A 26501-nucleotide genomic window follows, 5' to 3' on the forward strand; every position below is an offset into this window, starting at 1 on the left:
GGCTCACCTGTCGTCCCCACCGACGTTGAAGACCCGCTTCGGCAGCCGGTACGCCAGGTCCACGATGGTCTCGGCCGCCTCGTCCAGCGGCAGCCGGTGCTCGGCGACCAGCCGGGCCAGGAAGCCGGCATCGACCCGCCGGGCGACGTCGTGGCGTACCGGGATGGAGCAGAACGCCCGGGTGTCGTCGACGAACCCGGTGGTGTTGTAGAAGCCGGCGCTCTCGGTGACCGTCTCCCGGAACCGGCGCAGCACCTCGGGGGAGTCCAGGAACCACCAGGGCGCGCCGAGCAGCAGCGCCGCGTAGCCACCCGCGAGGGGCGCCAGCTCACGGGTGAAGGTGTCCTCGTCGAGGGTGTAGAGCACCACCCGCAGGCGGGGATCGTTGCCGTGGCGCTCCAACAGCGGGGCGAGCGCGTGCACGAACTCGGTGGCCTGCGGGACGTCGCCGCCCACGTCGCGGCCGTGCCGGGCGTACAGCCAGCGGTTGTGGTTGCGCACCGCGCCGGCGTGCAGCTGCAGGACCAGGCCGTCGTCGAGCGACATCCGGGCGAACTCCATCAGCATGTGCGCTCGGAACGCCTCCGCGTCGGCCGCGTCGGCCTCGCCGCGCAGGCCCCTGTCGTACAGCCGGGCGGCCTCGGCCGGGGTCAGGTCCAGGGTGCGGGCCGTGGGGTGGCCGTGGTCCGACGAGGTCGCCCCGGCGGCGATGAACGCGGCCCGCCGGGCGCGCAGGGCGGCCAGATAACCGGTGTACGTGCCGGTGTCCTCGCCGGCCAGCTCGCCGAGCCGCGCCACGTTGGACGCCCAGCTCTCGTGCTCCATGTCCACCACGTCGTCCGGGCGGAACGTGGTGACCACCCGGCCGCCCGGCCCGCCCCACCCGTCGGCGGCGAGCTTGGCGTGCTGCGCGAGGTCGTCAAGCGGCGACTCGGTGGTCGCGAGGACCTCGATGTTGAACCGTTCGAACAGCGCCCGGGGCCGGAAGTCCGGCTCGGCGAGGCGGGCCGCGATCTCGTCGTAGAGGGCGTCGGCGGTGGTCGGGCCGAGCGGGGTGTGCACCCCGAACACGGTGCGAAAGGTCTGCTCCAGCCACAGCCGCGACGGGGTCCCCCGGAACAGGTGCCAGTGCGCGGCGAACCGCCGCCAGATCACCCGCCCGTCGGTCTCCACCGGGCTACCGTCGCGGGTCGGCACGCCCAGGTCCGACGGGGGTACGCCCTGACTGAGCAGCATCCGGGTCAGGTAGTGGTCGGGCACGATGAGCAGTTGCGCCGGGTCGGGGAAGGGCCGGTCCTCGGCGAGCAGGGCCGGGTCGACGTGCCCGTGCGGCGAGATGATCGGCTGCCGCGCCGCGAGGGCGTACAGCTCCCGGGCGAGCGCGCGTTGGCCCGGCTCGGAGGGCAGGAGCAGGTCGGTGTGGTCGGACGTCGACACGGGGTGGGGGCTCCTCGTCTCGTGGGTCAGCGGGGGATGAGCAGGTCGGCGACCCGGACGGGTTGCCCGGTCTCGAAGGACCGGTTGGCGGCCAGACCGGTGAGCAGGGCCAGCGCGCCGTCGTCGGCCGTCGCGGCACGGTCCAACGGATCGGGCTCGCCGCCGAGGAGCACCCGGGTCATCCGGGCGTCCGCGCCGCCGTGGCCGTGCCGGGTACGACAGTCGACCGGGATCTGCCGGGGCGATTCCCAGAACGGGCGCACTGTGAGCGTCGCGCCGCCGCCCTCGGCCGCCGCCTCGACGCCGTGCAACGCCGCGCCCTTGACCGCGCCGGCGGTGCCCCGGTCGACGAAGTCGTTCTCGGTCACCTCCAGCTCCAAGCGCCCCCGACTGCCGTTGACCATCACCCGGTAACCCTCCCAGGGGGCGTACGCGGTGAGGTGGTAGGTCATCGTCGCGCCGGTGGAGTAGCGGGCGAGCACCGCCATGTCGTCCTCGATGCTGACGCCGGGTGCGAACACGTTGCGGTCGCGCTGGTAGCCGTCCTCGGCCTCGGCGTCGAGGTAGAGCTCACGCAGCCTCGGGTGCGCGTCGAGGCGCAGCGCGAACGGGTCGTCGACGGCGGCGGGGGAGCCGTACGCCCGCTCGTAGTCGCGGGCGTAGCCGTGCCGGCGTCCGGCCTCGCCGTAGAAGAACAGGCGGCCGGCGGCGTACACCTCGACCGGGGTGGCTCCCAGCCACCAGTTGACCAGGTCGAAGTGGTGGCTGGCCTTGTGCACCATGAGTCCGCCGGAGGTGGCCTTGTCGCGGTGCCAGCGGCGGAAGTAGTCGGCGCCGTGCCGCACGTCGAGCAGCCACTCGAAGTGCACCGAGCCGATCTCGCCGACCGCGCCGTCGGCGAGCAGGCGGCGGACCTGCTCGTGCAGCGGGTTGTAGCGGTAGTTGAAGGCGACAGTCACCCGGCCGCCGGTCTCGGTCACCGCGTCCAGGATGCGCCGGCAGCGCGCGGCGTCCACTGTCATCGGCTTCTCGGTGACCACGTCCCGGCCGGCGCGCAGCGCGGCCACCACGTACTCGTCGTGGGTGACGTCCACGCTTGTGACAAGCACGACGTCGACGCGCTCGGAGTCGAGCATGGCCCCGAACTCACCGGCCGGGTAGGTGGCCACCGGGCGGTGGCCCAGCTCGGCGAGCCAACGGTTGTGCGCGTCCATCCGGGCCTGGTTGACGTCGGCGAAGGCGACCAGCTCGCTGGTGTCGGCGTGGTCGAGCACCAGGGCCCGGACGAACATCTCCGCCCGCGCGCCGGTGCCCACGAGGGCGTAGCGGACTCGCCCGTCGGATCTCGGTGACATGCCATAGCCCCCAGGTGATCCCTGCAAAGGTTTGCAGTGAAGTAATCACGATCAATGCGACGACGTCAACGACGATGGCGCAATCGGCGAGAAATGTCAGCGTTTGCGGCATGGGAGGTCACCAGGGGGAGCGCCAGCGCAACAGAGGCGCAACCATTGACCGTTGACACTGGAGCAACCGTTTGCATTAATTGGCGGCACCCACGTGACCGTCGCCACATCGGACGAAGGGCCCGCCGTGCCAGTCACCATCCGGGACGTCGCCCGCGCCTCCGGGGTGCACATCTCCACCGTGTCCCGCACCTTCTCGGCCCCGCACCTGGTCAACCCGGAGACGCGGCTCCGGGTGCTGGCCTGCGCGGAGGACCTGGGCTACCGACCGAACCGTGCGGCACGGGCCCTGATCACCGGGCGGACGCACAACATCGGGCTGATCATCGCCGACATCGCGAACCCGTTCTTCCCGCCGCTGATCAAGGCGGCGGAGAGTCAGGCCCGCCACCGCGACTACCACGTCTTCGTGGCCGACACCAATGAGGACCCGACAGCCGAGGAGGAGCTGGTCCACGCGCTCGCCAAGCAGGTCGACGGGGTGCTGCTGTGCAGTCCGCGGATGAGTAACAGCCTGATCGAGCAACTCAGCCGGGAGGTGCCCCTGGTGGTGGTGAACCGCCAGGTGACAGGCCTGCCCTGCGTCCTGATGGACGTCGGGCAGGGCGCCCGGGCGGCGATCGAGCACCTGATCGGTCTCGGTCACCGCGGCATCGCGTTGCTCGGCGGCCCGCGCAGCTCGTGGACCAACCGGGAGATGCGCCGCGCCGCCACCACGGCCGCCCGCGGCGGCGGCGCGGAGCTGACAGTGCTCGGCCCCAACGCGCCCACCGAGACCGGCGGCTTCGCCGTGGCCGAGCAGGTGCGGCGCAGTGGCGTCTCGGCAGTGCTCGCCTACAACGACCTGATGGCGATCGGCCTCATCGCGGGGCTGGACGCGCTCGGGGTCCGGGTGCCGCAGGAGGTGAGTGTCGTCGGGGTCGACGACATCGCCCTGAGCCGGCTCACCCGCCCCAAACTGACGACGGTGGCCACACCCACCGGGGCCGCTGGCCGGACGGCCGTCGACATGCTGCTGCAACAGGACATCGAGTCACCGCGCGGCGCGCGGAGCCCCGGTGCCGGCACGGCGCTCGGCGTCCGTCGTACCACCGCACAGGTAATGCTGCAGACCGACCTGGTCATCCGCGACTCGACCGGCCCGGGCCCACACGCCCGACCGGCACGTCCCCTGACCGCATCGCGTGGCCCGGCCTGCCCTGCGGGCCCGGGCGTCCCGACCGCGGCCACCGGTGACGCCGTCGCCTCCTAATGCCGAGGAGTGAGCGCACATGCACCCCGCAACGCCCCCCACCACTGACATGCCCGCCGGGCTTCGGCACGGTACCGTCCTGCCCCGGCGGCGACTCCTGCGCGGCCTGCTCGCCGTGACAGTCGCCGCGCCGCTGATGCTCGGCGCCGCGGCCTGCGGAGACGACGACGGCGCCGCCGACCCGAGCGCGCCGGTCAAGCTCTCCATCTTCTGGTGGGGCGGCGACGCCAGGGCCAAACTGACCGAGGACGCCCTGGCCCTCTACACCGCCAAGCATCCGAACGTGACCTTCGAGACGACCTGGCAGGCCAACCAGGGCTACTTCGACAAGCTGGCCACGCTCACCGCCGGCGGCAACCCGCCGGACCTGTTCCAGATCGACGACAACTACCTGGCGGAGTACGCGGCCCGCAGCACCACGCTCGACCTGACCCCCTACCAGAAGTCCGCCAAGCTGGACACCTCGAAGTTCCCCGAGAGCCTCTGGCAGTACGGCGTGGTCGACGGCAAGCTCGCCGGCCTGGCGGCCGGGGAGAACACCCAGGGCCTGGTCTACAACAAGACGCTGCTGATCAAGAACAACCTGCCCGAGCCCACCAACGGGATGACGTGGGAGCAGCACATCGCCTGGGCCGAGCAGGTCACCGCCGCGACCAGGATGCCCGGCACGCAGGACCCGAGCGCCGACTACAAGGCGCTCTGGGTGTGGCTGCGCCAGCAGGGCAAGGACCTCTACAAGGGCAAGGAACTCGGCTTCACCGCCGAGGACGTGACCAAGTGGTTCGACCTGTGGAAGGGCGCCCGGGACCGCAGGGCCACCCCGACCGCCGACGTCATCCACGAGGGCAACTCCAGCGACGTCACCAAGCAGCTGGTGGTCACCCGCAAGGCGGCCACCTCCTGGGTCTGGGCCAACCAGATGCCGGACCTGAAGAAGAACACCAAGGACGAGCTGGGCGTGATCGCCTACCCAGGCGATCCGAGCGCGCAGTGGGCCCGGGCCTCGATGTACTGGTCGGTGTTCAAGGGCAGCAAGAACAAGGACGTCGCGGTCGACGTGATCAACTTCTTGAACAACGACCCGGAGGCGGTCAAGCTGCTCGGCACCGACCGTGGCCTGCCGTCCAATCTGGACCTGCGTCGCCTGGTCAGCGACGGCACCACCGACCCGGCCATGAAGCAGTCCATCGCCGTCGAGGCGGAGCTGACCCAGAAGTTCGGCCCGTCGCCGCAGGTGCCGATCAAGGGGCACAGCAAGGTCAAGTCCGAGCTGATCAAGGCCGCCGAGAACGCCCAGTACGGCCGGGCCACCCCCGCGCAGGCCGCCGCCCAGTTCGTCGAGGCGTGCAAGTCCGCCATCGCCTGACCGCCGCACCAGGCGAGGAGAGGAGCCGTTCGTGGCGTTGACCACGGCGCCCGACCCGACCCGACGCGGCCCCGGATCCGGCCGGGCCCACCCCGCGAGGCGTGGGCCCGGCACCATCCGGCACAGCGAAGGTCTGGCGGGGTACGTCTTTCTGTCGCCGTGGCTCATCGGCCTGATGGGTGTCACGGCGGTCCCCATGCTGCTGTCGCTCTATCTGAGCTTCACCAACTACGACATCCTCACCCCGTTCTCCGATGTGGAGTGGGTGGGGCTGGCCAACTACGAGCGGATGTTCACCGCCGACCCGTCGTACTGGCACGCCGTGCGGGTCACACTGACCTTCGCGCTGGTCGCCGTACCGCTGAAGCTGGCCGCCGCGCTCGGCGTGGCGCTGCTGCTCAACCGCGCCTGGCGCGGGGTGGGGCTGTTCCGCGGGCTGTTCTACCTGCCGTCGCTGCTCGGTGGCAGCGTGGCGCTGGCCATCGTCTGGGTCAGCATGTTCAACCGCGACGGCGCGTTCAACTCGCTGCTGAGCCTCGTCGGCATCGAGGGCAAGCCCTGGGTCAACGACCCGGACTGGGCCCTGGAGACGCTCATGGTGCTGGCCATCTGGCAGTTCGGCGCACCGATGGTGATCTTCCTGGCCGGGCTCAAGCAGGTGCCCACCGAGCTGTACGAGGCAGCGTCGGTCGACGGCGCCGGCAGGTTCCGGCAGTTCCGCAACGTCACCCTGCCGATGCTCTCCCCGGTCATCTTCTTCAACCTGGTGCTGGAGACGATCAACGGCTTCCAGGGCTTCACCGCGGCGTTCGTGCTCAGCAACGGCACCGGCGGCCCGGTCGACTCCACCCTGATGTACACGCTGAACCTCTACATCGCCGGCTTCACCGAACTCCAGATGGGCTATGCGTCGGCGATGGCCTGGGTGTTCCTGCTCGCCATCGCGGTCATCACCGCGATCCTCTTCAGCACCGGGCGTTTCTGGGTGCACTACTCCGACGGGGAGGACAGGTGATGGTGACGGCGACCCCGACGCCTGCCGCCCGGCGACGTCCGACCGGGCGGCCCCTGCTGCGGCTGGTCATCCTGGTGGTGGTCGTCGCCGTGGTGCTCTACCCGCTGATCTGGATGGTCGGCACCTCGATGAAGTCGCAGGAGGAGATCGTCAACAACATCGGGCTGCTGCCCGAGCGGTTCACACCCGGCAACTACACCGCGGGCTGGTCCAACTTCGACGTCAGCTTCGGCCGGTTCTTCGTCAACAGCGCCCTGGTCAGCCTGCTCACTGTCATCGGCAACGGACTGTCCTGCCTGCTGGCCGCGTACGCCTTCGCCCGCCTGCGGTTCCGGCTGCGCGGCGTGTGGTTCGCCGTGATGATCGGCACGCTGCTGCTGCCCCAGCACGTGCTGATCGTGCCGCAGTACATCCTGTTCCGCACACTCGGGCTGGTCGGCGGCGACTGGCCGTACCTGCCGCTGATCATCCCGCAGTTCCTGGCCACCGAGGCGTTCTTCGTCTTCCTCATGGTGCAGTTCATGCGGGGCGTCCCGCGCGAGTTGGACGAGGCGGCCCGGATCGACGGCGCCGGCCCGTACGGCATCTTCCGGCACATCATCCTGCCGCTGAGCCGCCCCGCGCTTGTCACCACCGCGATCTTCTCGTTCATCTGGACCTGGAACGACTTCTTCCGCCAGTTGGTCTTCCTGTCCCAACTGGAGGACTACACCGTGCCTGTCGCGCTGACCCTCTTCATCGACTCGACCAGCCAGAGCGCCGTCGGGCCGATGTTCGCCATGTCGGTGCTGTCGCTGCTGCCCGTCTTCCTGTTCTTCGTCGCGTTCCAGCGGATGCTCGTCGAGGGGATCAACACCAGTGGCATCAAGGGCTGAACCGGCATCAGGGGCTGAACCCCTCGACACCGGCGGGCGGCGGGACTGGCGTGACGTCGCCCGCGACGCCGCCGACCTCGCGCTGCTGGGCATACTGCTGACCCTCGCCGCGGCGCCGGTGCTCACCGCCGCCGCGGCGGCCGGCGTGGCCAGCGCGGCCGTGCACGACTGGACGCGTACCGGCACCTGGCCGTCGGCGCGGGCCACCGCGCGCCGGTTCGGCCGCGCGGTGCTGCCCGGTGTGCCGGTCAGCCTGCTGGCGCTCGCCATGGCGGTGCTGCTCGCCGCCGACCTGGCGGCGCTGGCCGCCGGGCGGGTGCCGGGCGGCCTCCCGGCCCTCGCGGTGACCGCGCTTGTCGCGGCCGGTCTGGCCGGGTACGCCGGGCTGGTCGTCGTCGAGGTGGGCGGCTACGGGGGCGGGCGGTGGCGGGTCGCGGCCCGATCCGCCGCCCGCGCCTGCCTCGACGCTCCGGTCCGCTGGGCCGCCCTCAGCGGGGTAGCCACGCTTGCCGGGCTGCTCGCCGTCCTGGTCACCCCGGTCGCCGTGCCGATCCTCGCCGGCTACACGGTGGCCGCCCTGCACGCCGTCGCCGGTCGCCTGCCGACTCCCACAGGCGTCAACGCCGGCGGGCCGGACACTGTCGCCGTCGGCCGGCCGGGTTCGGCCGTCGCCGGTCGCCGTCCGGTCTCCGCGCGGCCGGAGCTGCCGTGAGCGTCGACCGGGGCCCGGCAGCCACCGGCCGGGACGCGGCGGCGCTTCCCGATCCCGCGCAGGTCGCCGCGCACACCCAGGAGCCGGCGCTTCTTGTCGACGGCACGGAGGTGGCCCGGTACGTCGTGGACCCGGCGCTGGACCCGCGGCACGGTCCCCGGCCGTACCTGCACCCGGTACGCACCCTGGGCGGCACTGTGGTCACCGACGCGCTGCCCGCCGACCACGTCTGGCACCTCGGCGCGTCCCTCGCGGTGCAGGACGTCAACGGCGCCAACCTCTGGGGCGGGCGCACCTACGTGCGCGACGTCGGCTACACGTGGCGCGACGACCATGGCGTCATCGCGCACACCGGCTGGACCGAGCGGGCCGCCGACCGGTTGGCGCACCGGTTGCGGTGGCGGGACCGACACGGCTCGGTGCTGCTCACGGAACAGCGGCGGCTCGCCGCCTCGGCGGTCGCGCCGGACGTCTGGCGACTCGACGTGGACTCCGCGCTCACCGCCCCACCCGACCGGGAGGTGCGCCTGGGCAGCCCGGCCACCAACGGCCGCCCCGGCGGGGCCGGTTACGGCGGGTTCTTCTGGCGGGCGCTCGCCGACGGCGAGCCGACGGTGTTCACTGCCGACGCCGCCGGGGAGGGGGCGGTCAACGGCAGTGCGGCGCCCTGGCTCGCGCTTACCGGCGTCGGGCCGGGCGGTGGGGCGTACACCCTGGTCTTTGATGGTCTGGGGCCCGGCGACAGGTGGTTCGTGCGGACCGCGATGTACCCGGGGGTGTGTGTGGCGTTCGCGTTCGACGTGCCGGCGGTGGTGCCGGCCGGTGCGACGCGGCAGGGCCGGTACCGGGTGTGGGTGGCCGACGGCCGCGTGGACCGAGACCGGTGCGCGGCCCTCGTCAGCGGGGTAGGGCGGCGGTCACCCGGACGGACTTGACTATTGCGGGGATGGAGCCGATCAGCAGGACCAGGCCCCAGATGATGGCCACGATGGCGAAGACAAGCGCGCCCACGTCGTCGAGGATGCTCACCACGATGACCGGGACGAGCCGGTGCAGGAACTCCAGCACGACAGTGCAGAGCAGCGTGGTGAGCGCCAGCAGCACGAGGCCCTTGTTCTGCGCGAAGCGCGGCTGGGCGAGGAGCAGCAGCACCACCCAGACCAGCTTCAGCAGCAGCGCCAGCCCGAGCAGCAGGCTCGCCTCGCCCACCGGGAAGAAGCCCCACAACGCCAGGTACGCCAGGGTGCCGAACGGCACGGCCAGAAAGAGCGACACCATGATGGTCAGCTCCACGAAGGCGATGATCAACAGCACGAGCGAGCCCAGGATCAGCAGGATCGAGAAGATCAGCGTCGCCACGCCCTGGATCCGGCCCTGCACCCGCTCGGACACGACCAGGCTCAGGCAGAACAGGCCCGTGGTCCAGAGCGCCACCACGTCGATGAGCGCCAGGTAGCTCGTACCCCGCCCGGACGGCTCGCTGATCCCGCCGCCGTCCACCTCCACGCCGAGGTCGGCCGCGTTGGCCAGGAGGGCGCCCGTGGCGTCCCCGCCCCCGGTGAGCAGCGACGAGCCGACCTCGATGAGGACCACAAGCGTGACCGCGACGAGCGCGAGCAGCAGGAAGGGCTTACGCAGGTCACCCATGTCGGGTCTCCTCGCGGTCGTGTCGGGGAACGGGCGCGCCGCCGGTGCCGGCCGGTGGCGGAGTCAGTCGGCGGCGACTGTGACAGCGCATCCGACACCTCCCGGGCAGCTCAGCAGCACGGTGACCGCACTGTCGACGGCGATCCGGGCGACCGCCTCGCCGCCGTCGTCCGGCTCGACCTCGGAGCGCACGGTGAGGTCGGCGTCGCGGGGCGCCGGAGCGCGCACCACGAACGGGCGACCACTGCGCAGCACAAGCGTCCGCAGCTCGCCCGGGTCGGCGACCCGCACCGCGCAGCCGCCGACGAAGCTGAGCACGTCGCCGGTACGGTCGCAGTCGGCCCGTACGGTCGCCGGGTCGACGCTCGTGCTCCCACCGGCGATCCGGCCCAGCCGCTCGACGACCCCCGGTGGGTCGTCCGCTCGGCCCCGGTCGCCGCCGGAGACGCCGACGGCGAGGACGAAGAACGCCACCAGCAGCGCCGCCACTGTCACCAGCACCACCTTCTGCCGACCGCTCATCGCTGCGCGACCGCCCCGGTCACCTCGGTGAAGCGGATCCGGTCCACGCCGGCGAAGTACCTGTCGACGCCCTGCGTCTTACCCACGGCGACAAGCGTGAGGGTGTGCCGGCCCGACCCGAGCCGGACGGTGCCCACGTCGGTGAAGTCCTGCACGACGACCTTCGGGGTGAAGCCGAAGAAGGTGCCGCCGAGCTGCGCGCCGTCGACCTGCCAGATCGTGTTGGCGTAGTCGAACGACGTGGTGCGCGTGGTGGAGAAGCGCCAGACGGCGTCGGCGGGCAGGTCGACTGTGAGACTCACCCGGTCGCCGGGCGCCAGGCCCGTGAAGAACAGCTGCTTGTCGCCCGACCAGGTCACCGCGCAGCAGTTCGGTTGCGCCCCGACCGCCGCGGCGGTCTTCGCCGGAGACTCCACCTTGGCGCCGTCGACGAGGCTCTCCGCCTCCAGTGTCACCACCCGTGGCGCCCCGGGTGACGGTGTGCCGTCGGGTCGGGTCAGTAGGTAGCCGACCACGCCGCCGACCACGAGCACCAGGGCCACCGCGGCGGCGATCCACGGCCAGGGCGTCCGCTTCGGCGCGGCCACCGCCCTGACCTCGTACGTCACCCGGCCGCTGGAGCGGGAACTCTCCTCCGGCGCGGTGTTCGCCGAGTACGCGAACCCGGTCATGTCGTAGCGGCGCGGCGCGGTGCCCGCCGGGACGGCGAGACGGACCAGGAAGGACACCGAGCCCTGCCCGGGGACCACCCGCTGCGGCTCGGTGACAGTGAACCAGGCCCGCTGGCTGCCCTCGCCGGGGGCCACGTCGAAGACCACGGTGTCCGGCGCCAGCTGAGGATTGGAGACGGTGAAGGTCAGCTCGCCGTGGTTGGCGGCGTCCAGGGTGAACTGTGAAGCGGCGGCGACGACTGTCCATTCGGTGGTCATGACGGCTCCTCTGCGGTCGGTGCCGCGCCCGGCGTGGTGGCTGGAGGCGAAGCGGCGACGACGATCTCGGCGGTGGTCGACGCGGGCTTCTCCGCCTCGACGATTCGGGTGATCACGGCGAGCTGACCGGCGGCGGCCGCCGGCACCCGCACCACGATGTGGAAGGGCCGCTCGTCGGGTTCGTCGATGACGAAGCCCGGCAACCCGGTGGCCAGCTCCAGGGCTCGGCGCAGCCCGTACGGGGTGCCGCGCCACCGGGCCAGCAGCGCGGCGTTGGCCACCAGGTCCCGCAGCCGTCCCACCGGCAGCGGCAGCGGGGCGTCCGGTCGGGGCGAGGCCACCACGTGGTCCATCGCCACCCAGCGGGTCAGCCGCACGACCAGGTGGTCGGGCGCCCGGTACGGGTCGAACAGGGCGTCCACCTCGGCGAGGATCGCCTCGTCCGGAGCGTGCAGCCCCTCCATGACCTCCAGCAGCGCCCAGAGCACGCTGCCCGGCACGCACGCCCGCTGGTAGGCGGCGGGCAGCAGCCGCTCAATCGCCGAGCGTCGCATCCTGGCGCACCACCTCGATGTCGTGCTCGCCGGAGCAGAGCAGCCACGTGTCCGGGACGGTCACCACGTCGGCGGTGGCCTGGTTGGCGCTGGCGGTCCAGTTGACCGCGTCGGGACTGCGGTACACACCGCGCTCACCGCAGGCCAGGACCAGGCGGTCCGCGGCCGTCGGACCGACGGTCGCCGGGCCGCTCACGGCGACGGCGTCCACAGGCACGAACCGGGTCCGGTCCCGCAGCGGCAGCCCGCAGTTGACCGACACCGACTGCCACTGCGGCTGGGCCGCGAGGGTGTCCAGCCGCAGCACCCCGCCGCTCTGCGTGGCCGCGAGGGCCTGCCCGCCGGCGAACGCCAGGTCCCGGCAGGTGCCGCCGACCCAGCCGGCCTGCACGGTCTGCCACTGCACGTCGGACTCGAACAGCCGGGTGCGGTGGCAGCCCTGGCCGGGCTTCTTCGGGTCCGGTTCGCCAGCGCCGCTCCAGAGCAGGGTGGCCGGGCCGTCGTACTGCACGGCGAGGACGCGGTTGTCCACGTTGGAGAGGCCGACGTGCCCGAAACTGCCCGGCCGGCCGCCGGCCGTCGACAGGTACACCCCGAAGCCGGCCTGCGCCGCGACTGCCACACCTGGCGCGCCCCGCTCGGAGACGAACGCGCGTACGGCGTAGAAGCCCCGGTCGGCGTCGGACGGGTCGACGAGGATCTGCAACGGCACCGCCCCGGGCAGCAGCGACACCTCGTACAGCCCGGTGTCGGTCGCCACCAGCAGAGCGCCCGCCCCGTCACGGTCCAGCCACGCCACGTCGGAGATGCGCGAGTCCAGGTCGGTCAGCAGCGACCACGTCTCGCCCAGGTCGGTGCTCAGGTGCACCCGGGAACCGCCGGACTCGCGCAGCGTCACCACCGCCACCGAGCCCGGTCGCGGGACGATGCCCGGTCGCACCGGCGCGGGAGCGGGCGCCACCCGCAGCACCGTCTCGTCGTCGAACCGGCCGGCCGGCTCCCAGCCGGCGCCCGCGTTGCTGGAACGGAACAGCACCGGGCCGCGCCCGGCGTACCAGGTGCGGGCCTGGTACTGGTCGACGGCGAGAGCACGGACCTGGGCGTCGGGCGCCTCGTCGACCACGAAGCGCACCGACTCGACGTAGCGCACGCCCGGCTCGGCGTGCTCCAACAAGCGGTACACGTTTGACGCCCGCAGCGGCTCACCGAAGGGCCACCCGGTCGGGTTGAGCGCGGTGGGCAGCGGGCTGAGCGTCTGGTGCAGCCGGTCGTGGATGCGTCGCCGGACCGCGTCGACGTCCTCCTCGCGGCGCACCACCACCCGGGCCCGCACCGACACCGCCTTGAACCGGGCCCAGGTGGCCCGGGAGCGGATGCCTACCATCCGGCGCTGTTCCAGGTCCCCCTCGACGCGGTGGCGTGCCTCGGGCATCTCGTGCTCGCGTAGCACCGCCACCGGCAGCCGGCCACCCGGGCGGGCCGTCGGCGGCACGTACGGCACCAGCACCACCTCGACCTCACCGGGCCGGGCGAAGCTGTACACGGCCGAGCGGGTGAACGCCCGCGCCCTGGCCACCGCGCCGGAGCTGGTGGCCAGCACCTCGAAGTCGCGGGCGGTGACCGCGCGCTGTTGGGCGAAGAACTCGTACGGGCCGCGCAGCAGCACCGATTCCAGCGCCTCCATCTCCCGGCCGCCGGCAGCGGGCGCGGGGTTGTCGACACGTACCCCGGGCAGTGGGTCGCGCAGGCTGGTCAGCGTGCCGGCGGCCACGTTGCCGGTAGGGCCGCCGCCGGCCCGGTACCAGAGGCGGACCTGCCGCCCGGCCGGCGGCACCGCCGCCACCGTCACCACAGTGCCCGGTCCGGCGGGCTCGCCGGGACCGAGGGGTGGTCGCAGGTCGAGGGCCGGGGCGAAGGTGACGGTGCCCGAGCAGCGGTCGACGAGGTACGCCTTGGCCTGCGGGCCGAGCCCGGCGAAGCTGTCCACCGGCTGCCAGATCTCGAACGTGCGGCCGTCGTGCTCGCGGGCCGCCGCCCCCAGCTCCACCGAGCCGGCCGGCACCTCCACTCCGAGCAGCAGGTCCAGCGGCTCGCCGGTGTGGGTGAGGGGGGCGTGGGCCGCCCGCAGCACCTGGCCCGGCTGGCCGGTGCCGACACCCAGCAGCTCCGCCGCGACGGGCTCGCAGTGGTGCATCCGGACCGTGACCGACGCCTCCCCGGCGGCCAGCACCGCCGGTTCGGTGGTGACGAACACGACCGGTCGGGGATCGGCGCCGCGTGCCGCCGCGACCCGCAGGCCGGCCGGGATCCGCACCGCGCCCCGGTCGGTGCCGGCGCGGGTGAACACGACGTCCGCCCAGGCCGCCGTGGGCGCGTGGCGCGCCACCCCGAGCAGGTTCAGAAACGAGACGTACGCCTTCTCCGGCAACTGGTTCAGCCGGTAGATCATCACCTCGGTCAGGTGCGCGAACGCCTCCACCAGCGCCATGCCCGGGTCGTGCGCCGACAGGTCGGTCCAGGCGGGGCAGGACTGCTGGATCCGCTCGCGGGCCTCGGTGACGAGGTCGAGGAACCCACGGTCGTCCAGGTGCGGAACGGGCAGCGTCATGACTGTCCTCCCGAGTCGTCGGCGGGGAGCAGGTCCACGGAGAACACCAACTGCCCGGGCGTCAGGCTGGCCCGCACCCGGTAGTCGAGGCGGATCACCAACCGCCACGCGTCGTCCGGGTCCGGCCCGGCGTCGGTGTCGATGACCTCGACACGCGGCTCCCACCGGGCGATGGCCTGCCGGACGTAGTGGATGGCCAGCCCGGCAGTCGTGTCGTCGTTGGGCGCGAAGATCAGCCGGTGCAGCCGGGAGCCGTACCCGGGTCGCATCAACCGCTCGCCGGGCGTCGTGGACAACAACAGAAACAGCGCCTGGCGTACGCTCTCGTCGCCCTCGGTCATGGCCAGGCCCCCGGCCGCGGTGAGCGCCAGCCCGCCGCCACGCCCGGCGTCGAAGCCCGCGCCGACGAAACGGAACGCCCTCATCGGTCCGCCCCCAGAAACTGCTGCTCGGGGTCGCGGACGATGTGGTGGACCGCGCCCGGTGGTGTGCCGTCGGTGAAGCCCTCCAGGTGGGAGAGCACCACCCGGTGCCCGTCGACGCGCAGCCAGTCGCTGTAGCCGACCCGGACGGTGAGCGTCTTTCCGCACGGCTTGATGGTGGGGCCGTAGTTCGGGCAGGCGACGATCTTTCGTCCCTCCGGGTCGTCGTCCACCAGCACGGGCACGGCGGTGACTGTCACCCACCGCTGCGACGGCTGGTTCTCGACCCGGCCGTCGTGGTCGCAGGTGATCACCGAGTCGCGGTGGATCCAGCGCATCAGCCGCCTCCTTCGTGGTGGGCGCGGGCAAGCGAACGGGCCTGCTGCGCCGCGGTGGTCGGGTCCTCGGTCGCCTCGGCGTGCAGGAAGTCCACGCTGCGGGCGCGGATCACCATGGCCCGGCCGGGCGCCGAGATCACCAGGTCGGACGCCGCGTGCAGGGTCGCCAGGTCGGGGGTGAGTTCCAGATAGCTGCCGCCCTCGGTGCCCAGTCGCAGGCTGCGCTGGACGTCGTCCACGACAATCGACTGCCCGCCGGCGGTCCGCAGCGACCAGCGCCGGGCCTTCCCGTCGTCGACACCGGCGTCGTACGGCTCGACGGCCCCGAACAGCGAGCCCAGCACGATGCCCGAGGCCGGCTCGCCGCCGGGCAGCACCACCAGCACGGTGTCGTCCGGATCGGGGAGCGCCACCAGGCCCTTGCCCCGTCCCGCACCGGGGCAGAGCACACCGAGCCAGCCCGCGTCCAGGTCCCCGTACGCCGGCAGGGTCAGGCGTACCCGGCCCAGCCCGTCGGGGTCGGCCACGTCGGTAACGGTGCCGAGGGTGACAGTGGCGCCGCCCGCCGTGCTCGGGGGCGCGGCCGGCGGCACGGTGGAGAACCGGGTCAGGTGCCCGTCGCCGTCCACCGTGTGCACCACCTCGGTCAGCACGTACGACCCGGCGAGCGGGTCGGGCACACCCGTCAGGTCGATCCGCCGGCCCGGCCGCAGCGCCGGATCGCCCTCGGCGACCCCCTCGGCGGTGGCCAGCGCGGCGGCGCGGAGGTCGAGTCGCGCCTGAGCGAGGGCCGCCAACTCGTCGTCGCTGCGCCCCGGCTGGTCGACTGCGGTGCGTACCCCGTCGGCGCCCACGTCGGCCGGGTCCGGCCGGTCACCGGCCGGCCGGCCGCAGCGCGCCTCGTCGACCTGCTGACTGATCGCCTCGGCCCGCTGCGGATGCCACCCCAGCGCGGCGCTGGCGCCGCTGGCCCGGTCCGCGTTCGTGGACAGCCGCAGGGTGTGCACACCCGCACCCAACCTCAGCGCGACGGGCTCCCCGTAGCCGGCGAGGGTGATCAGCCGGACGTCGTCGCCGTCGACGGCCAGGTGCAGCCCGGCCCGACCGGTGACCTCCCGCAGCAGCTCCAGGTCGCTGTGCCGGTGCTGGAGCAGCCGGTCCAGCCGTGGCCCGTCGCTCTCCGCCGTCACTGTCAACCCCACCTCGCCGCACAGCTCACCTGCCAGCTCCGCCGCCGTCACCGAGGTGAAGACCCGCAGATCCTGCCGCTTGCGCAGCCGGTGCAGCGCGTCGTACGCCCGCAGGCGCAGCACTGCCGCGCCGTCGGCGGCGTACTCGACCTCCACCGCGGTGACCTCCCCGGTGAACAGCGCGTCGGAGTGCTCGGCGAGCCGGACGTCGAGGGTCGTGCCCGGCCGCACCTCCGGGTCGAGAGCGCCAGCCCCGGCTGCGGTGGCGAGCACCAGCTCGGCCTGGGTGGGCTGGCCGAGTCGTGCGGCCACCCGCAACGAGCGGATCCGCTGTCGGGCCGTGGCATTCAGTTCCACACCGTCCAGCAGGACGGTAAGCGCGCGGGGCGCGACGCTCGTCATGGCGTACTCCCCGAGCCGGTGCCGAGTGGCGTGCCGCCCGGGTTGGTGCTGGCGGCTGTCGTACCTGTCGGTGTGGCCCAGCTCGCGGTGGCGATCGAGGCGCCCACGAACGACGCGCCGGCACCCACCGCGCCGGCCACCGCCCGCGCCATCCCGGCCAGCGTCGACTCCGGCCCGCCACCGCCCGAGGGGGGCGGGGGGACCGCGAGGGTCGTACCGGCCGGCACCGCGAGGGGATCGGTGATCCGGTTGTGCTCGGCCAGCAACCGCCACCGCAGCGGCGACCCGAGCGCGTCGTTGGCCAGCAGGTCGAAACGCACCCCGGAGCGACCCGGCTCGGCGGCACCGTCACCGGCGGCGACCACGGCGCTGCCCGGGGCGGCGGCCGGTGTGCTCACCGCGGCCAGCTCCTCGGCGAATCCCGCCTGCGCCTGGTCGGCCGTCTCGGCGGCGCGGACCAGCTTCAACCGCAGCCAGGAGCGCCGCGGCGAGCCCGTCCCGGTGAACGCATCGAACCGCTCGGCCACCGCGACGATCACACCTGGCACGTTCCACGTCTTGCCCCAGACCAGCCGCACCAGCGGCGGGCGCAGCCACCCGTGCTCGGCTGTGGAGTTCTCGGCAAGCATCCACAGCGGCCGCGTGAGCACCCGTACGTCGGCGGGGCGGACCTGCGCCTGGACGAAGTCGACGTCGAACAGCAGGTCCAGCACCAGCTCCGTACGACCGCCGCCGGTGAAGACCAGCGGATCGTCGGCCAGCCCCGCCCCGGTGAGCTGCCCGCCACCCGCCCCGCGATGACGGACGCCGGCGAGCCGGGTCACCTGCACGGTCTCCGGGTTGAGCAGGCAGTCCACCCGCTCCCCGGAGGAGTCGATGAGGAAGGCGACGCGTTCCATCAGCCGCCCGCCTGTTCCCGATCCAGGCGGTCCACGTGGCCCGCGTCGAGTCCCGCCCCGGGCACCGTCCACAGCGGCCCGTCATCGGGCAGCGCCGGCCACCTGTCGACGGCAGCCGCCTCGGCCGTCGACGCCCGGACCGCCGTGCCGACCGACAGGTGCCCGGCACTCGTCGCGCGCGGGTCATGGTGGCCGGGCTGGTGGTGCTCGTCGCGGTGGTGTCCGGCGTGCCGCGTACCCCGCTCGCCCGCCGGCCGCGCCGGCTCGCCCGGCAGGTCGGGCCACAACCCACGCCCCACCGCACGGCCGTCGTCGGTGCCAGTAGGAGATCTTGGTAGGAAAGTGCCCCGGGAGGGGCCGGAATCTACCAAGATCTCGCCCGGCTGGGTCTGGATCGCACGTACGGGCGTGACGTCGTCCCGCCGTGTCGGTGTCGCGGGGGCGGACCCTGCCGACACCGCCGACTGCGCTGCCGCGTCCCGCCGAGACGGTGAGCGACGGCGCCAAGCGCCCAACAGCCGACCCGGCAGGAGTCGGCTCCGGTCCGAGGACGCCGCCTTCGAGCCACGCACGCCCGAACCCCGAATGGCGTCGTCGACGCCGCTCGGGTTGGCGCCGCTCGGGTCGACGCCGCTCAGGTTGGCGTCGCTCGGGAGGGTGCCGCCGATCCCCGAACGGCCCGGTCGGCCGGTCGCACCGGACGCCCGGCCCGACCTTCCGAACTCACCCGATGGCCGCCCGTCCCGCTGCCCGTCCCGCTGCCCGTCCGGACGGGCGGCGTCCGCCCTGCTGGCGGCGTTCGACCCGTCGACCGTCGGGAAGCCGTCTGCTGTGGCGAACCAGTCCGCCGCGCTCAGGTTGCCTGCTCTGCTGCGGTCCTCGGCCGTGCCGAGCCCGTTCGCAGTGTCGAGCCCGTCCGTCGTGCCGAGGCCGCCTGTCGTGTCGAGGCCGGCCGCCCATGGGCCGCGACCGCCTCGACGACCGCGACCGCCCTCACCACCGCGACCGCCCTCACCACCGCGACCGCCTCGACCGCTGCGACCGCCCTCGTCACCACGACCGCCCTCACCGCTGCGATCGCCTTCACCGCTGCGACCGCCTCGACCGCTGCGACCGCTGCGACCGTCGCGACCATCGGATTGCGTGGCCGTCCCGGGCGCACGCAGTCCGGCCCGGTCGCCGGGGGACCGGGACCACTCCCCGACAGAGCCGAGCCGGCCCTCCATCGTGGACGGCCGAGGGTCGGTCGACGCCACGCCGTCGGCCTCGGATCCACCCGGGTGGTCGTCGGGGCCGCCTGCCCGGTCGGCGGTCGGACGGGACGGGTCGAGGTCCAGTTCGCGCAGCAGGCCGGGGGCGTGGGCGGCGACCAGGTTCAGCCAGTGCGCAGGCGGTTCCCCGAGACGACGCGGCGTCTCCGCGGGCGTACCTGTGGTCTCGACGCGGCCGGCGAGGCGCTGCACCGCGTCGGCCGTCGAGCGGAGCCGACCGGCCAGCCACCTACGCGGGCTTCGGCGCGGCGGCACCGCCGGTCTCCAACTCCAGGCCCTCGTAGCGCAGCGTCAGCGACGCGATGGCGATCTCGTGGCTGACCGTGTTGAGATGCGCCCCGCGCCACCGGGTGGGCCAGGCGTCGATCAGGTTCCAGCGCAGCACCTCGGCGGTTCCGGCGGAGTCCAGCAGCACGACCGACACGTTGCGGCGGTTGAGCGTGCCCTGGGCGGTGGCGTTCACCCAGTCCCACAGCTCACGCGACGCGGTGAGGCCGAAGTGCAGTGTCACCGGCTCGTACTCGGCCTGACCGGGGACCATCCGCGTCGGTCCGGGGCCGTGCTCGCGGTACGGCTGCCCGGGGATGTTCACCTCCAGGCCGCTCATCTCGGTGAAGTGACCGTTGGTGACGCCGTTGATGAGGAGCCGGAAGTTGTACGCCCGGTACGGGTCGACCGGGGCGCCCGGCTGCGGGGTGGCTGTGGTGGGCATGTGTCAGCCTCCGATCGTCTCGGTCTCGGTGCCGCCGGCCCACTGGCTGAGCTTGAACACCACGAACTCGGCGGGCTTGACGACGGCGATGCCGATGTGGGCGATCACTATGCCGGCGTCGCGGACGTCCACCGGGTTGGTCTCCTCGTCGCACTTGACGAAGAACGCCTCCTCGGGGGTGCGCCCGAGCAGCGCCCCGTCGCGCCACACCCGGGTGAGGAACGCCCCGATGTCGCGCCGGATCGAGCGCCAGAGGGTGAAGTCGTTCGGCTCGAAGACCATCCAGCGGGTGCCGTTGGCGATGGCCTGCTCGATGGAGATGCTGAGGCGTCGTACGTTGAGGTAGCGCCACTCGCTGGCCTCGGCGGCGAGCGTACGGGCGCCCCAGACGCGGATGCCCTCGCCGGCGAAGTAGCGGATCACGTTGACGCCCTTGGGGTTGAGCACGTCGTGCTCCGATCGGGTGACCAGGTACCCCAGGTTGACCGCGCCGCGGACGGGCTCGTTGGCCGGCGCCTTGTGCACGCCGCGCAGGGCGTCGGTGCGCGCCCAGATGCCGGCGAGGTGCCCGCTGGGCGGGGTGAGTTCCAGTTCCCCGCTGATCGGGTCGCGCACCTGGAGCCACGGGTAGTAGAGCGCGCCGTACTCGGACTGGCGGGGCCGGTAGGCGGGCCCCTCGGGCCCACCCGAGCCACCCGGGCCAGCGGCACTGGCGGACCCAGCGCTGCCGGTGCCGGCACCGCCGCCGGGGCCGTCGCTCGGCTTGGGCGGCTTGCCTGACGACGGGGTGGCGACCCGGGTCAGCGCGGAGATGTCGTCGATGTCCGGCGCCGGGTCGCAGATCGCCACCATGGTGCGGGTGCGCTCGGCCATGCTGAGCAGCGCCTCGTGGGACACCACGTCGTGGAAGCCCGGAGCGGCGAGGATGGAGATCTCGTCGATGGCCTCCAGCAGTTGCAGGCCACCGCGTCGCTGGCCGGCGCCGGTGATGGCGCCGCCCTCGCCGACGTTCACCACCCAGCAGCGGGCGCCCCCGTTGTCCAGGAAACCGAACACGGCCCGGGCCAGCGGGGTGCTCTCGATCTCGTCCCCCTCGGCGAAGAGCCGCAGGAACTCGGTCCAGTTGTTGACAGGCACCGCCTTGCCCAGGTGGGCGCCGCGGTTCGGGGCGACGCCGACGAACGCGGCGATGCTTGTGCTCGCCGGTCCGATCGGTCGGGCGCCGCTGGGGACCTCCTCGACGTAGATGCCGGGGGAGAAGTAGCTGGGCATCGGTCCTCCTGTGCGGGTGGGCGTCAGTTGGTCGGTGGCGCGCAGACGATGACGATGTCGTCCTCGCCCGCGTCGACGTCGGCGGTGAGCACGAGCCCCCGCCCGCGCAGTCGCAGCCGTACCGGGCCGGGATGTTCGGGGTCGTGCGGGACCCCGACGAGAAGGAACCGGCCGTCGGGGCCGGTGCGGGTCGCGGACGCCGTGCCGGGCAGCTCGACGCGCATCGCGGCGAGCGGCTGGTCCTCGGGGCCGACCACCCGCCCGGCGAGGGTGCGCATCGAGAGTTGCCGCAGCCGCAGCGGTTGCAGGACCGGCGGCGCGGCCGGTGTCGGGTGGTCCACCTGCGCCGGCACGTCGATCAGCAGCGACGGGCGGGGTGCGGCGCCGAACGCGCTCCACAGCGACGCGTCGCCGGCCTCCAGCACCACCGGATAGCTGCCGTCGCCGGTCGCGGCGGTGAGCACCCGGTCCAGGAGTGCCGGCCCGGCTGGCCCGGCCACGCAGAGCAGGTGGCGGACCGTGAACCGGTACGGCTCACGAACCGCGCCGCTGGAGCGCGTCTGCTGGGCCGGGCGCAGCTCCAACGGCCACAGGGTCAACCCGTCGGCGTCGCCGTACGCGCGGGGCGGTCCGATCGGGACGGTTGTCCCCGCCGCGCTGGTCAGCCATGCGGCCAACTCGGCGGTGGCCGTCTCGATCGGTCCGCGCCCGTCGGTGGTCATCGCGGCGGCGTCCCCTGGATCCGGTACGCGATTGCCTCGTTCCACACGTGCGGGTAGACGCCGATCTCGAAGTAGCGGGTGAACCGGTTGATCGGCGCGTTGGTGTGGTCGTGGTAGAGCAGCCAGATCGGCGCGATGGTGAACAGCACGTAGTTCGCCAGCACCAGCGGGATGTAGAGCGGACCGAGCAGGCGTCCCTGGAAGATGTGGACGTCCTCGTGGCGTTGGATGCCCGGGCTGGAGCCGGCGCAGACCGTGCCGATGGTGGTGGCGTAGCGGGGTGAGACGCCCTCGACCACGCTGACCCGGCCGCTGGCCGACGAGGTGGGCCGGTCCAGCGAGTGCCCGAAGATCAGGTGCACGGCCAGGTAGATGGCCCCGACGAACGTGTTGAGCAGGCTCCACGTGTGGTCGACGACGAAGAGGAAGATGCCGCGGGCGTCCGCCGCGTACACCCCGGCGGAGGTGACCGCCCAGCCGAACACCGCGCCGACCAGCAGGCCCACGACGGCGCCGATGAGCAGGCCGACCGGGCCGCCGGCCAGGAGGCCGAGGACGGCGCCGAGAGCCACCTGGATCGCCGCGCTGAGAATTCCGAAGATCATGACGTCACTCCTCAGACCCACGAGCGGAAGAGTCGGGGCTCGCGACCGCTCGCGAGCTGGGTGGGCGTCGCCTGCCGGTTGCCGGGCGGGAACTGGCTGACGCCGAGCGCCGCGGAGAAGATCACCAGCGCGTTGAAGAACGCGATGACCCACTTCTCGCCGCCGGCCTCGTCGGCGAACGCCGCGGTCAGGTAGGACAGCAGCAGCGCGATGGCGATGGCTATCCACTTGCGGAGCTTGTCGCCGCTCGGGCCGATGAGCCCGCCGATGACGTTTGTGGCCAGCAGGGTGGCGGCGCTCGCGCCGGCGATGGTCCCCAGGGCGGCCCAGGTGAAGAGATCGTTCACGGCGATCCCCCTTTTCTGCGATGGTGCGACCGGGATGTGGTGGTGGTGCGGGCCGGTCGCCGTCGTCGCGGGGCGGCCGGGGCCGGACGTGGCCGGCGGGGCCGGCCACCGGATGGATCAGCCGGGCCCGGGAGCGCCGGCGGGCGGGCCCGGCGCGGTCGGCCCGGATGTGGTCGGCCCGGCTGCGGCCGGCGCCGTCGGGCGACGGCGGAGCAGCAGGAGTACGCCCACCGCGGCCAGAACCAGCAGGAGGACGACACCGCCGACGACGAGGAGCCAGGGGAACCCGCCGTCCTCGGTGGCGGCGACCGGCGACGCCGACGGTCGGGGCGGCGCCTCGGCGACGGCGCGCAGCTCGGCCGGCTTGGGCTGGTTGGCGTCCACCTTCCACGTCACCGACCGACCGTTGACGGTGCCATTGGTGTCGATCACCCGGCCGGGAAATGTCACCGAGATCTCGAACGACATCAGCGTGAGGAACGCCTGCTGCTGCTGCGGATTCTGTTGGGCTACTTTTCCACCGTATTTCTTCGGATCGAGGGGCAATGTGAAGCGGTAGAAATCGCCGTCTCGGACCAGTTTGACGCTCTCGCTGTCGAAACCCGCCAGCGGCGCCCTACGGTAATTGATCTGGCTGCCGAAGAATTTGCCGTCCTCGTAGCCGGTCTCCTCGCCGGGAGGCAGCGCGGGAATGTTCTGCCGCAGCTCCGCGAACGCCAGCGAGATGTTCTTGTTCCGGGCGGTGAGCACGGACTTCTCGGCGGTCAGCAGCAACTGCCCGTCGACCGTGTCGTCGGCGTTGACGGTGAGCCCCATGTTGAGCTGCATGCAGCCGCTCAGAACGGCGAGAAGAAGGAGACACGCCGCGACGCGGAGTGCCCTGCCGCGGTTAACTCTCCTGTTCATGGGGTCAGTGTGTGTGATCGCTTTCACCAACGGCAGTCAGTGATCGGTCACATCGCAGTCGCCGATTGTACCGGTTTACTGTCGCCTTTACCGGGGGCCGACAATCGCGCAATTGACTAAACTGGAGCTTTGCGTCCGCCGCGCCCCACTCCGATCCGGTGCTCGCGCGGACTGATTCCCCGGACCCGACGAAACGCGGTGCTCAGCGCGTACGGGCTGGCGTAGCCGACCCGGCGGGCCACCGCGCCCAGCGTGGCGTCCGGTTCGCGCAGAAGGTCGGCGGCGAGCGCCAGCCGCCATCCGGTCAGGTACGCCATCGGCGGCTCGCCGACCAGCTCGGTGAACCGGCGGGCCAGCACCGCCCGGGAGACACCCACCTCGGCGGCGAGCGCCGCGACCGTCCATCCCCGGGCCGGGTCGTCCTCCAGCAGCCGCAGGGCCGGGCCGACCACCGGGTCGCCGGCCGCCCGGTACCAGCCCGGCGCGGCGTCCGGCCGGCCGAACCAGGTGCGCAGCGCGTCGATGAGCAGAAGGTCCAGCAGCCGGTCCAGCACCGCCGCCTGGCCGGGCGCGTCCCGGGTCACCTCCTGCGCGAGCAGTGGCACCAGCGGGCCGCGCCCCTCGTCGGCGGGGACCACCAGCAGCGGCGGCAGCGCGCCGAGCAGCCGCCGGCTCACCGCGCCGGGCAACTGGTACGTCCCGGTCAGCAGCACCGTCGACCCGTGCGGGCCGGTGCCCCAGGTGCGTACGCCCAGCGCCATCGACTCGGTAAGCGGCTCCCCGCGCAGGGTGGTGCAGCGCTGACCGGGATGGATCACCACCTGCGCTGGAGTGCCCGGATCGTCCGCCACCAGGTAGCCGTCCGGACCGCGCAGCACCGCCACGTCGCCGGGGCGCAGCGTCGCGGCCGGGGCGTCGTCCGGCACCAGCCACGCCGAGCCGCGCACGAGCGCCACCACTGTCAGGGGCGCCCGGTCCTCGATCCGCAGCGCGTACGGCGGGTCGAACACCGAGCGCAGCAGGAAGGCGCCCCGGGCGCGGGGACCGTCGAGCAGCCCGGTGAGCGGGTCCATCGCGCGATGGTAGACGATCGCGAGGGGCGTACCGGACCGCCGCGATCGTGGACGGCCCGGCATCGAGTAGAGGCGGCGGGAGGTGGGGGCGATGGCGTGGTTCGGGGGCCTGCGGGTCGCCGGTCACCGGCTGCGGCAGGGCTGGCGGCCGGTGCTGGAGGCGACAGTCGCGGCGACAGTGGCCTGGCTGCTCGCCACCCGCCTGCTCGGGCACCCGCAGCCCTTCTTCGCGCCGGCCGCCGCGCTGATCGTCCTCGGTCAGGCGCGCGGTCAGCGCATCCGCCGAGCCGTCGAGGTCGTGCTCGGGGTGGCCGCCGGGGTGCTCGTGGCGGACCTGGTCGTGCAGGCACTCGGCCCGGGCAGCACGTGGACGGTCGGCACTGTCATCCTGCTCACCGTCCTGCTCGCGGTCGCCTTCGGCGCGACCGGCGTGACCCTGGTGCAGGCCGCGGTCTCCGCGCTGTACCTGGTGGTGGTCGCGCCGCCGGACGGCTCGCTCGTCCCGTTCCGCTTCGTCGACGCGCTTGTCGGCGGCACTGTCGCGCTCGCCGCCAGCCTTCTCGTCGACGCCCGGCACCCGCTCGCCCCGCTCGTCGCCGAGGTGCGCCGGACCTTCGACGAGCTGGCCGATCTGCTGGGTGGGATCGCCGACGCGCTGGACGGACGCGACGAGGCGGCGGCGCTGGCCGCGCTGACCCAGGCCCGGGGCATGGACGCCCGCGTCGGCGGGCTGCGCGACGGCGTGCTCGCCGCCGGTGAGGCGCTGCGGCTCAACGTGCGTCGCCGCCGGCACATCGGCCGGCTGCGGTCGGTGGACGAGTCGATCCGGCAGACCGACTACGTGGTCCGCAACGTCCGGGTGCTGGCCCGCGCCGGGGTGACGCTCAGTCGACTGCGGACCCCGACGCCGCCCGAGCTGGGCGAGGCGCTGCGCTGCCTGGTCGAGGCCGTCCGGGAGGCCGGCGCGGCGCTGGCCGCCGACCTGGACGGGCAGGAGGAGGCTGCCGACCGGCACGCTGTCCGGGCCGACGCGGCGGCGCTGGCCGCCGTCCGTACGGCCGGGCGGCTCTTCGGGTCGGCCCAGACCCTCCCACTCGCCATGATCATCGGTCAGGTCCGGGCGACGGCCATCGACCTGCTGCGGGGCGTGCACCCCGACGACGACGCGGCCGTCCTGGCCCGCGTGGACGAGGCCCTCGGCCTCCCCGCCGTCTGACCCTCCCGGTGCCTTGGCCGATCAGCGGGCGCCTCCGCCGGTGAGCCACTCGGTGGCGCTCGCGCGGATCGGGGCGGGGACGTCGTGGCCGCCGGGGAACTCCTCGTACGTGACGTCGTAGCCCAGGCCGCGCAGGTGCGGCACGAAGCGGCGGCTGCACACGTCGATCGGCAGGACGCGGTCGTCCACGCCGTGCGAGACGAAGATCCGCGGCCGACCGCGGGTGACCGGCGGCGCGGCGAAGCCGGGGGAGAAGGCCAGCACCGCGTCCACCAGGCCGCCGTTGGCCAGGCCCAGCGAGAGGGCGTACGACGCGCCGTCGGAGAACCCGCCCAGCGTCACGTCGCGGACGGGGTAGCCGTCGAAGGCGCTGGCCAGCAGCGCGTCGATGTGCTGCACGTCCACGCCGAAGCCGCCGGCGATCAGGTCCCAACTCGCCGCCGACGACTGCGGGGCGACAAGCAGCAGGTGGTGCGCGTCCGCCACCGGCAGCAGTAGGTCCAGGCCCTGCCGCGCGGAGCCGCCCGCCCCGTGCAGCAGCACCACCAGCCGGTACGCGGCCCCGTCGGCCGCCGGCTCCGGCACGTACGTCATCGCCGGCCGGCCACCGTCACCGCCGGGCAGCGGCACCAGACCGGTGGGACCCGACAGCACCGGCGGGTGCGGACGTGTGGTCAACAGGCCGTGCCGGGGATCCGGCGCGGAGGTGGACACGGGTCACCACTCCTCGCGGTCGACGGCAG

27 protein-coding genes are annotated in these 26501 nt (G+C 73.1%); 7 read left to right on the forward strand and 20 right to left on the reverse strand.

The features are described 5' to 3' along the window. Positions 1-3 precede the first annotated feature (3 nt). Positions 4-1437 (reverse strand): glucuronate isomerase, encoded by a 1434-nt coding sequence (uxaC, locus tag ACLQ26_RS19335; protein WP_425745729.1) that lies wholly within the window; start codon positions 1435-1437, stop codon positions 4-6. A gap of 26 nt (positions 1438-1463) precedes the next feature. Next, positions 1464-2792 (reverse strand): Gfo/Idh/MocA family protein, encoded by a 1329-nt coding sequence (locus tag ACLQ26_RS19340; RefSeq protein ID WP_425745730.1) that lies wholly within the window; start codon positions 2790-2792, stop codon positions 1464-1466. Positions 2793-3030: 238 nt separating this feature from the next. On the opposite strand from ACLQ26_RS19340, the gene ACLQ26_RS19345 reads away from it, so the two are divergent. The 6 genes from ACLQ26_RS19345 to ACLQ26_RS19370 are packed head-to-tail and all read left to right on the forward strand — an operon-like array spanning position 3031 to position 9058. Then, positions 3031-4155, forward strand: coding sequence for a LacI family DNA-binding transcriptional regulator (locus ACLQ26_RS19345; RefSeq protein ID WP_425745731.1), 1125 nt, complete (start codon positions 3031-3033; stop codon positions 4153-4155). A gap of 19 nt (positions 4156-4174) precedes the next feature. Then, positions 4175-5521 (forward strand): ABC transporter substrate-binding protein, encoded by a 1347-nt coding sequence (locus tag ACLQ26_RS19350; protein WP_425745732.1) that lies wholly within the window; start codon positions 4175-4177, stop codon positions 5519-5521. Between the two features lie 31 nt (positions 5522-5552). Continuing rightward, positions 5553-6536: a carbohydrate ABC transporter permease gene (locus ACLQ26_RS19355; RefSeq protein WP_425745733.1), complete on the forward strand. Its 984-nt coding sequence runs from the start codon at positions 5553-5555 to the stop codon at positions 6534-6536. Further along, a complete protein-coding gene (locus ACLQ26_RS19360; protein WP_425745734.1) occupies positions 6536-7411 on the forward strand; it encodes a carbohydrate ABC transporter permease in 876 nt (291 codons plus the stop codon). Before ACLQ26_RS19355 ends, ACLQ26_RS19360 begins: the two co-directional genes overlap by 1 nt. Continuing rightward, on the forward strand, positions 7395-8123 hold the full coding sequence (locus ACLQ26_RS19365; RefSeq protein WP_425745735.1) for a hypothetical protein: 729 nt from the start codon (positions 7395-7397) through the stop codon (positions 8121-8123). Before ACLQ26_RS19360 ends, ACLQ26_RS19365 begins: the two co-directional genes overlap by 17 nt. After that, positions 8120-9058, forward strand: coding sequence for a PmoA family protein (locus ACLQ26_RS19370; RefSeq protein WP_425745736.1), 939 nt, complete (start codon positions 8120-8122; stop codon positions 9056-9058). The genes ACLQ26_RS19365 and ACLQ26_RS19370 overlap by 4 nt, the downstream gene beginning before the upstream one ends. Here ACLQ26_RS19370 and ACLQ26_RS19375 read toward each other — a convergent pair. The 17 genes from ACLQ26_RS19375 to ACLQ26_RS19455 all read right to left on the reverse strand — a co-directional run bounded on the left by ACLQ26_RS19375 (position 9021) and on the right by ACLQ26_RS19455 (position 24542). Beyond that, on the reverse strand, positions 9021-9770 hold the full coding sequence (locus tag ACLQ26_RS19375) for a hypothetical protein (RefSeq protein ID WP_425745737.1): 750 nt from the start codon (positions 9768-9770) through the stop codon (positions 9021-9023). The genes ACLQ26_RS19370 and ACLQ26_RS19375 overlap by 38 nt on opposite strands. 63 nt (positions 9771-9833) lie before the next feature. Next, a complete protein-coding gene (locus ACLQ26_RS19380; RefSeq protein WP_425745738.1) occupies positions 9834-10292 on the reverse strand; it encodes a hypothetical protein in 459 nt (152 codons plus the stop codon). Next, positions 10289-11221: a hypothetical protein gene (locus ACLQ26_RS19385; protein WP_425745739.1), complete on the reverse strand. Its 933-nt coding sequence runs from the start codon at positions 11219-11221 to the stop codon at positions 10289-10291. The genes ACLQ26_RS19380 and ACLQ26_RS19385 overlap by 4 nt, the downstream gene beginning before the upstream one ends. Next, on the reverse strand, positions 11218-11775 hold the full coding sequence (locus tag ACLQ26_RS19390) for a phage tail protein (RefSeq protein WP_425745740.1): 558 nt from the start codon (positions 11773-11775) through the stop codon (positions 11218-11220). Before ACLQ26_RS19390 ends, ACLQ26_RS19385 begins: the two co-directional genes overlap by 4 nt. Continuing rightward, complete coding sequence (locus tag ACLQ26_RS19395) at positions 11756-14383, reverse strand: putative baseplate assembly protein (RefSeq protein WP_425745741.1); 2628 nt, start codon at positions 14381-14383, stop codon at positions 11756-11758. The genes ACLQ26_RS19390 and ACLQ26_RS19395 overlap by 20 nt, the downstream gene beginning before the upstream one ends. Continuing rightward, positions 14380-14808 carry a GPW/gp25 family protein gene (locus ACLQ26_RS19400; protein ID WP_266243029.1) on the reverse strand — a complete coding sequence of 143 codons (429 nt, stop codon included), beginning with the start codon at positions 14806-14808 and terminating at the stop codon, positions 14380-14382. The genes ACLQ26_RS19395 and ACLQ26_RS19400 overlap by 4 nt, the downstream gene beginning before the upstream one ends. Then, on the reverse strand, positions 14805-15143 hold the full coding sequence (locus ACLQ26_RS19405; protein WP_425745742.1) for a hypothetical protein: 339 nt from the start codon (positions 15141-15143) through the stop codon (positions 14805-14807). The genes ACLQ26_RS19400 and ACLQ26_RS19405 overlap by 4 nt, the downstream gene beginning before the upstream one ends. After that, complete coding sequence (locus ACLQ26_RS19410; RefSeq protein ID WP_425745743.1) at positions 15143-16735, reverse strand: contractile injection system protein, VgrG/Pvc8 family; 1593 nt, start codon at positions 16733-16735, stop codon at positions 15143-15145. The genes ACLQ26_RS19405 and ACLQ26_RS19410 overlap by 1 nt, the downstream gene beginning before the upstream one ends. Then, the gene (locus ACLQ26_RS19415) at positions 16732-17634 is read right to left on the reverse strand and encodes a hypothetical protein (protein WP_425745744.1); all 903 of its coding nucleotides are present in this window, start codon (positions 17632-17634) and stop codon (positions 16732-16734) included. The genes ACLQ26_RS19410 and ACLQ26_RS19415 overlap by 4 nt, the downstream gene beginning before the upstream one ends. Further along, the gene (locus ACLQ26_RS19420) at positions 17634-17933 is read right to left on the reverse strand and encodes a hypothetical protein (RefSeq protein ID WP_425745745.1); all 300 of its coding nucleotides are present in this window, start codon (positions 17931-17933) and stop codon (positions 17634-17636) included. Before ACLQ26_RS19420 ends, ACLQ26_RS19415 begins: the two co-directional genes overlap by 1 nt. A gap of 1201 nt (positions 17934-19134) precedes the next feature. Continuing rightward, entirely contained in the window at positions 19135-19617 is a 483-nt protein-coding gene (locus tag ACLQ26_RS19425) for a phage tail protein (RefSeq protein WP_363681520.1), read from the reverse strand. A 3-nt stretch (positions 19618-19620) separates the two neighbouring features. Then, entirely contained in the window at positions 19621-20889 is a 1269-nt protein-coding gene (locus tag ACLQ26_RS19430) for a phage tail sheath family protein (protein WP_425745746.1), read from the reverse strand. 23 nt (positions 20890-20912) lie between these two features. Then, positions 20913-21611: a carboxypeptidase-like regulatory domain-containing protein gene (locus ACLQ26_RS19435; RefSeq protein WP_425745747.1), complete on the reverse strand. Its 699-nt coding sequence runs from the start codon at positions 21609-21611 to the stop codon at positions 20913-20915. Further along, entirely contained in the window at positions 21608-22216 is a 609-nt protein-coding gene (locus ACLQ26_RS19440; protein WP_425745748.1) for a glycine zipper family protein, read from the reverse strand. The genes ACLQ26_RS19435 and ACLQ26_RS19440 overlap by 4 nt, the downstream gene beginning before the upstream one ends. A gap of 11 nt (positions 22217-22227) precedes the next feature. Next, entirely contained in the window at positions 22228-22563 is a 336-nt protein-coding gene (locus ACLQ26_RS19445; protein ID WP_425745749.1) for a hypothetical protein, read from the reverse strand. 117 nt (positions 22564-22680) lie between these two features. Then, on the reverse strand, positions 22681-23469 hold the full coding sequence (locus tag ACLQ26_RS19450) for an LppM family (lipo)protein (protein ID WP_425745750.1): 789 nt from the start codon (positions 23467-23469) through the stop codon (positions 22681-22683). Between the two features lie 116 nt (positions 23470-23585). Then, positions 23586-24542 (reverse strand): AraC family transcriptional regulator, encoded by a 957-nt coding sequence (locus ACLQ26_RS19455; RefSeq protein WP_425745751.1) that lies wholly within the window; start codon positions 24540-24542, stop codon positions 23586-23588. Between the two features lie 91 nt (positions 24543-24633). Between ACLQ26_RS19455 and ACLQ26_RS19460 the strand changes: the two genes are divergently transcribed. Continuing rightward, on the forward strand, positions 24634-25758 hold the full coding sequence (locus ACLQ26_RS19460) for an FUSC family protein (protein WP_425745752.1): 1125 nt from the start codon (positions 24634-24636) through the stop codon (positions 25756-25758). A 21-nt stretch (positions 25759-25779) separates the two neighbouring features. Here ACLQ26_RS19460 and ACLQ26_RS19465 read toward each other — a convergent pair whose 3' ends face one another. After that, the gene (locus ACLQ26_RS19465; protein WP_425745753.1) at positions 25780-26472 is read right to left on the reverse strand and encodes an alpha/beta hydrolase; all 693 of its coding nucleotides are present in this window, start codon (positions 26470-26472) and stop codon (positions 25780-25782) included. Positions 26473-26501: the final 29 nt, after the last annotated feature.

The organism is Micromonospora sp. DT43 (genome assembly GCF_049841645.1).
Lineage (GTDB): Bacteria > Actinomycetota > Actinomycetes > Mycobacteriales > Micromonosporaceae > Micromonospora.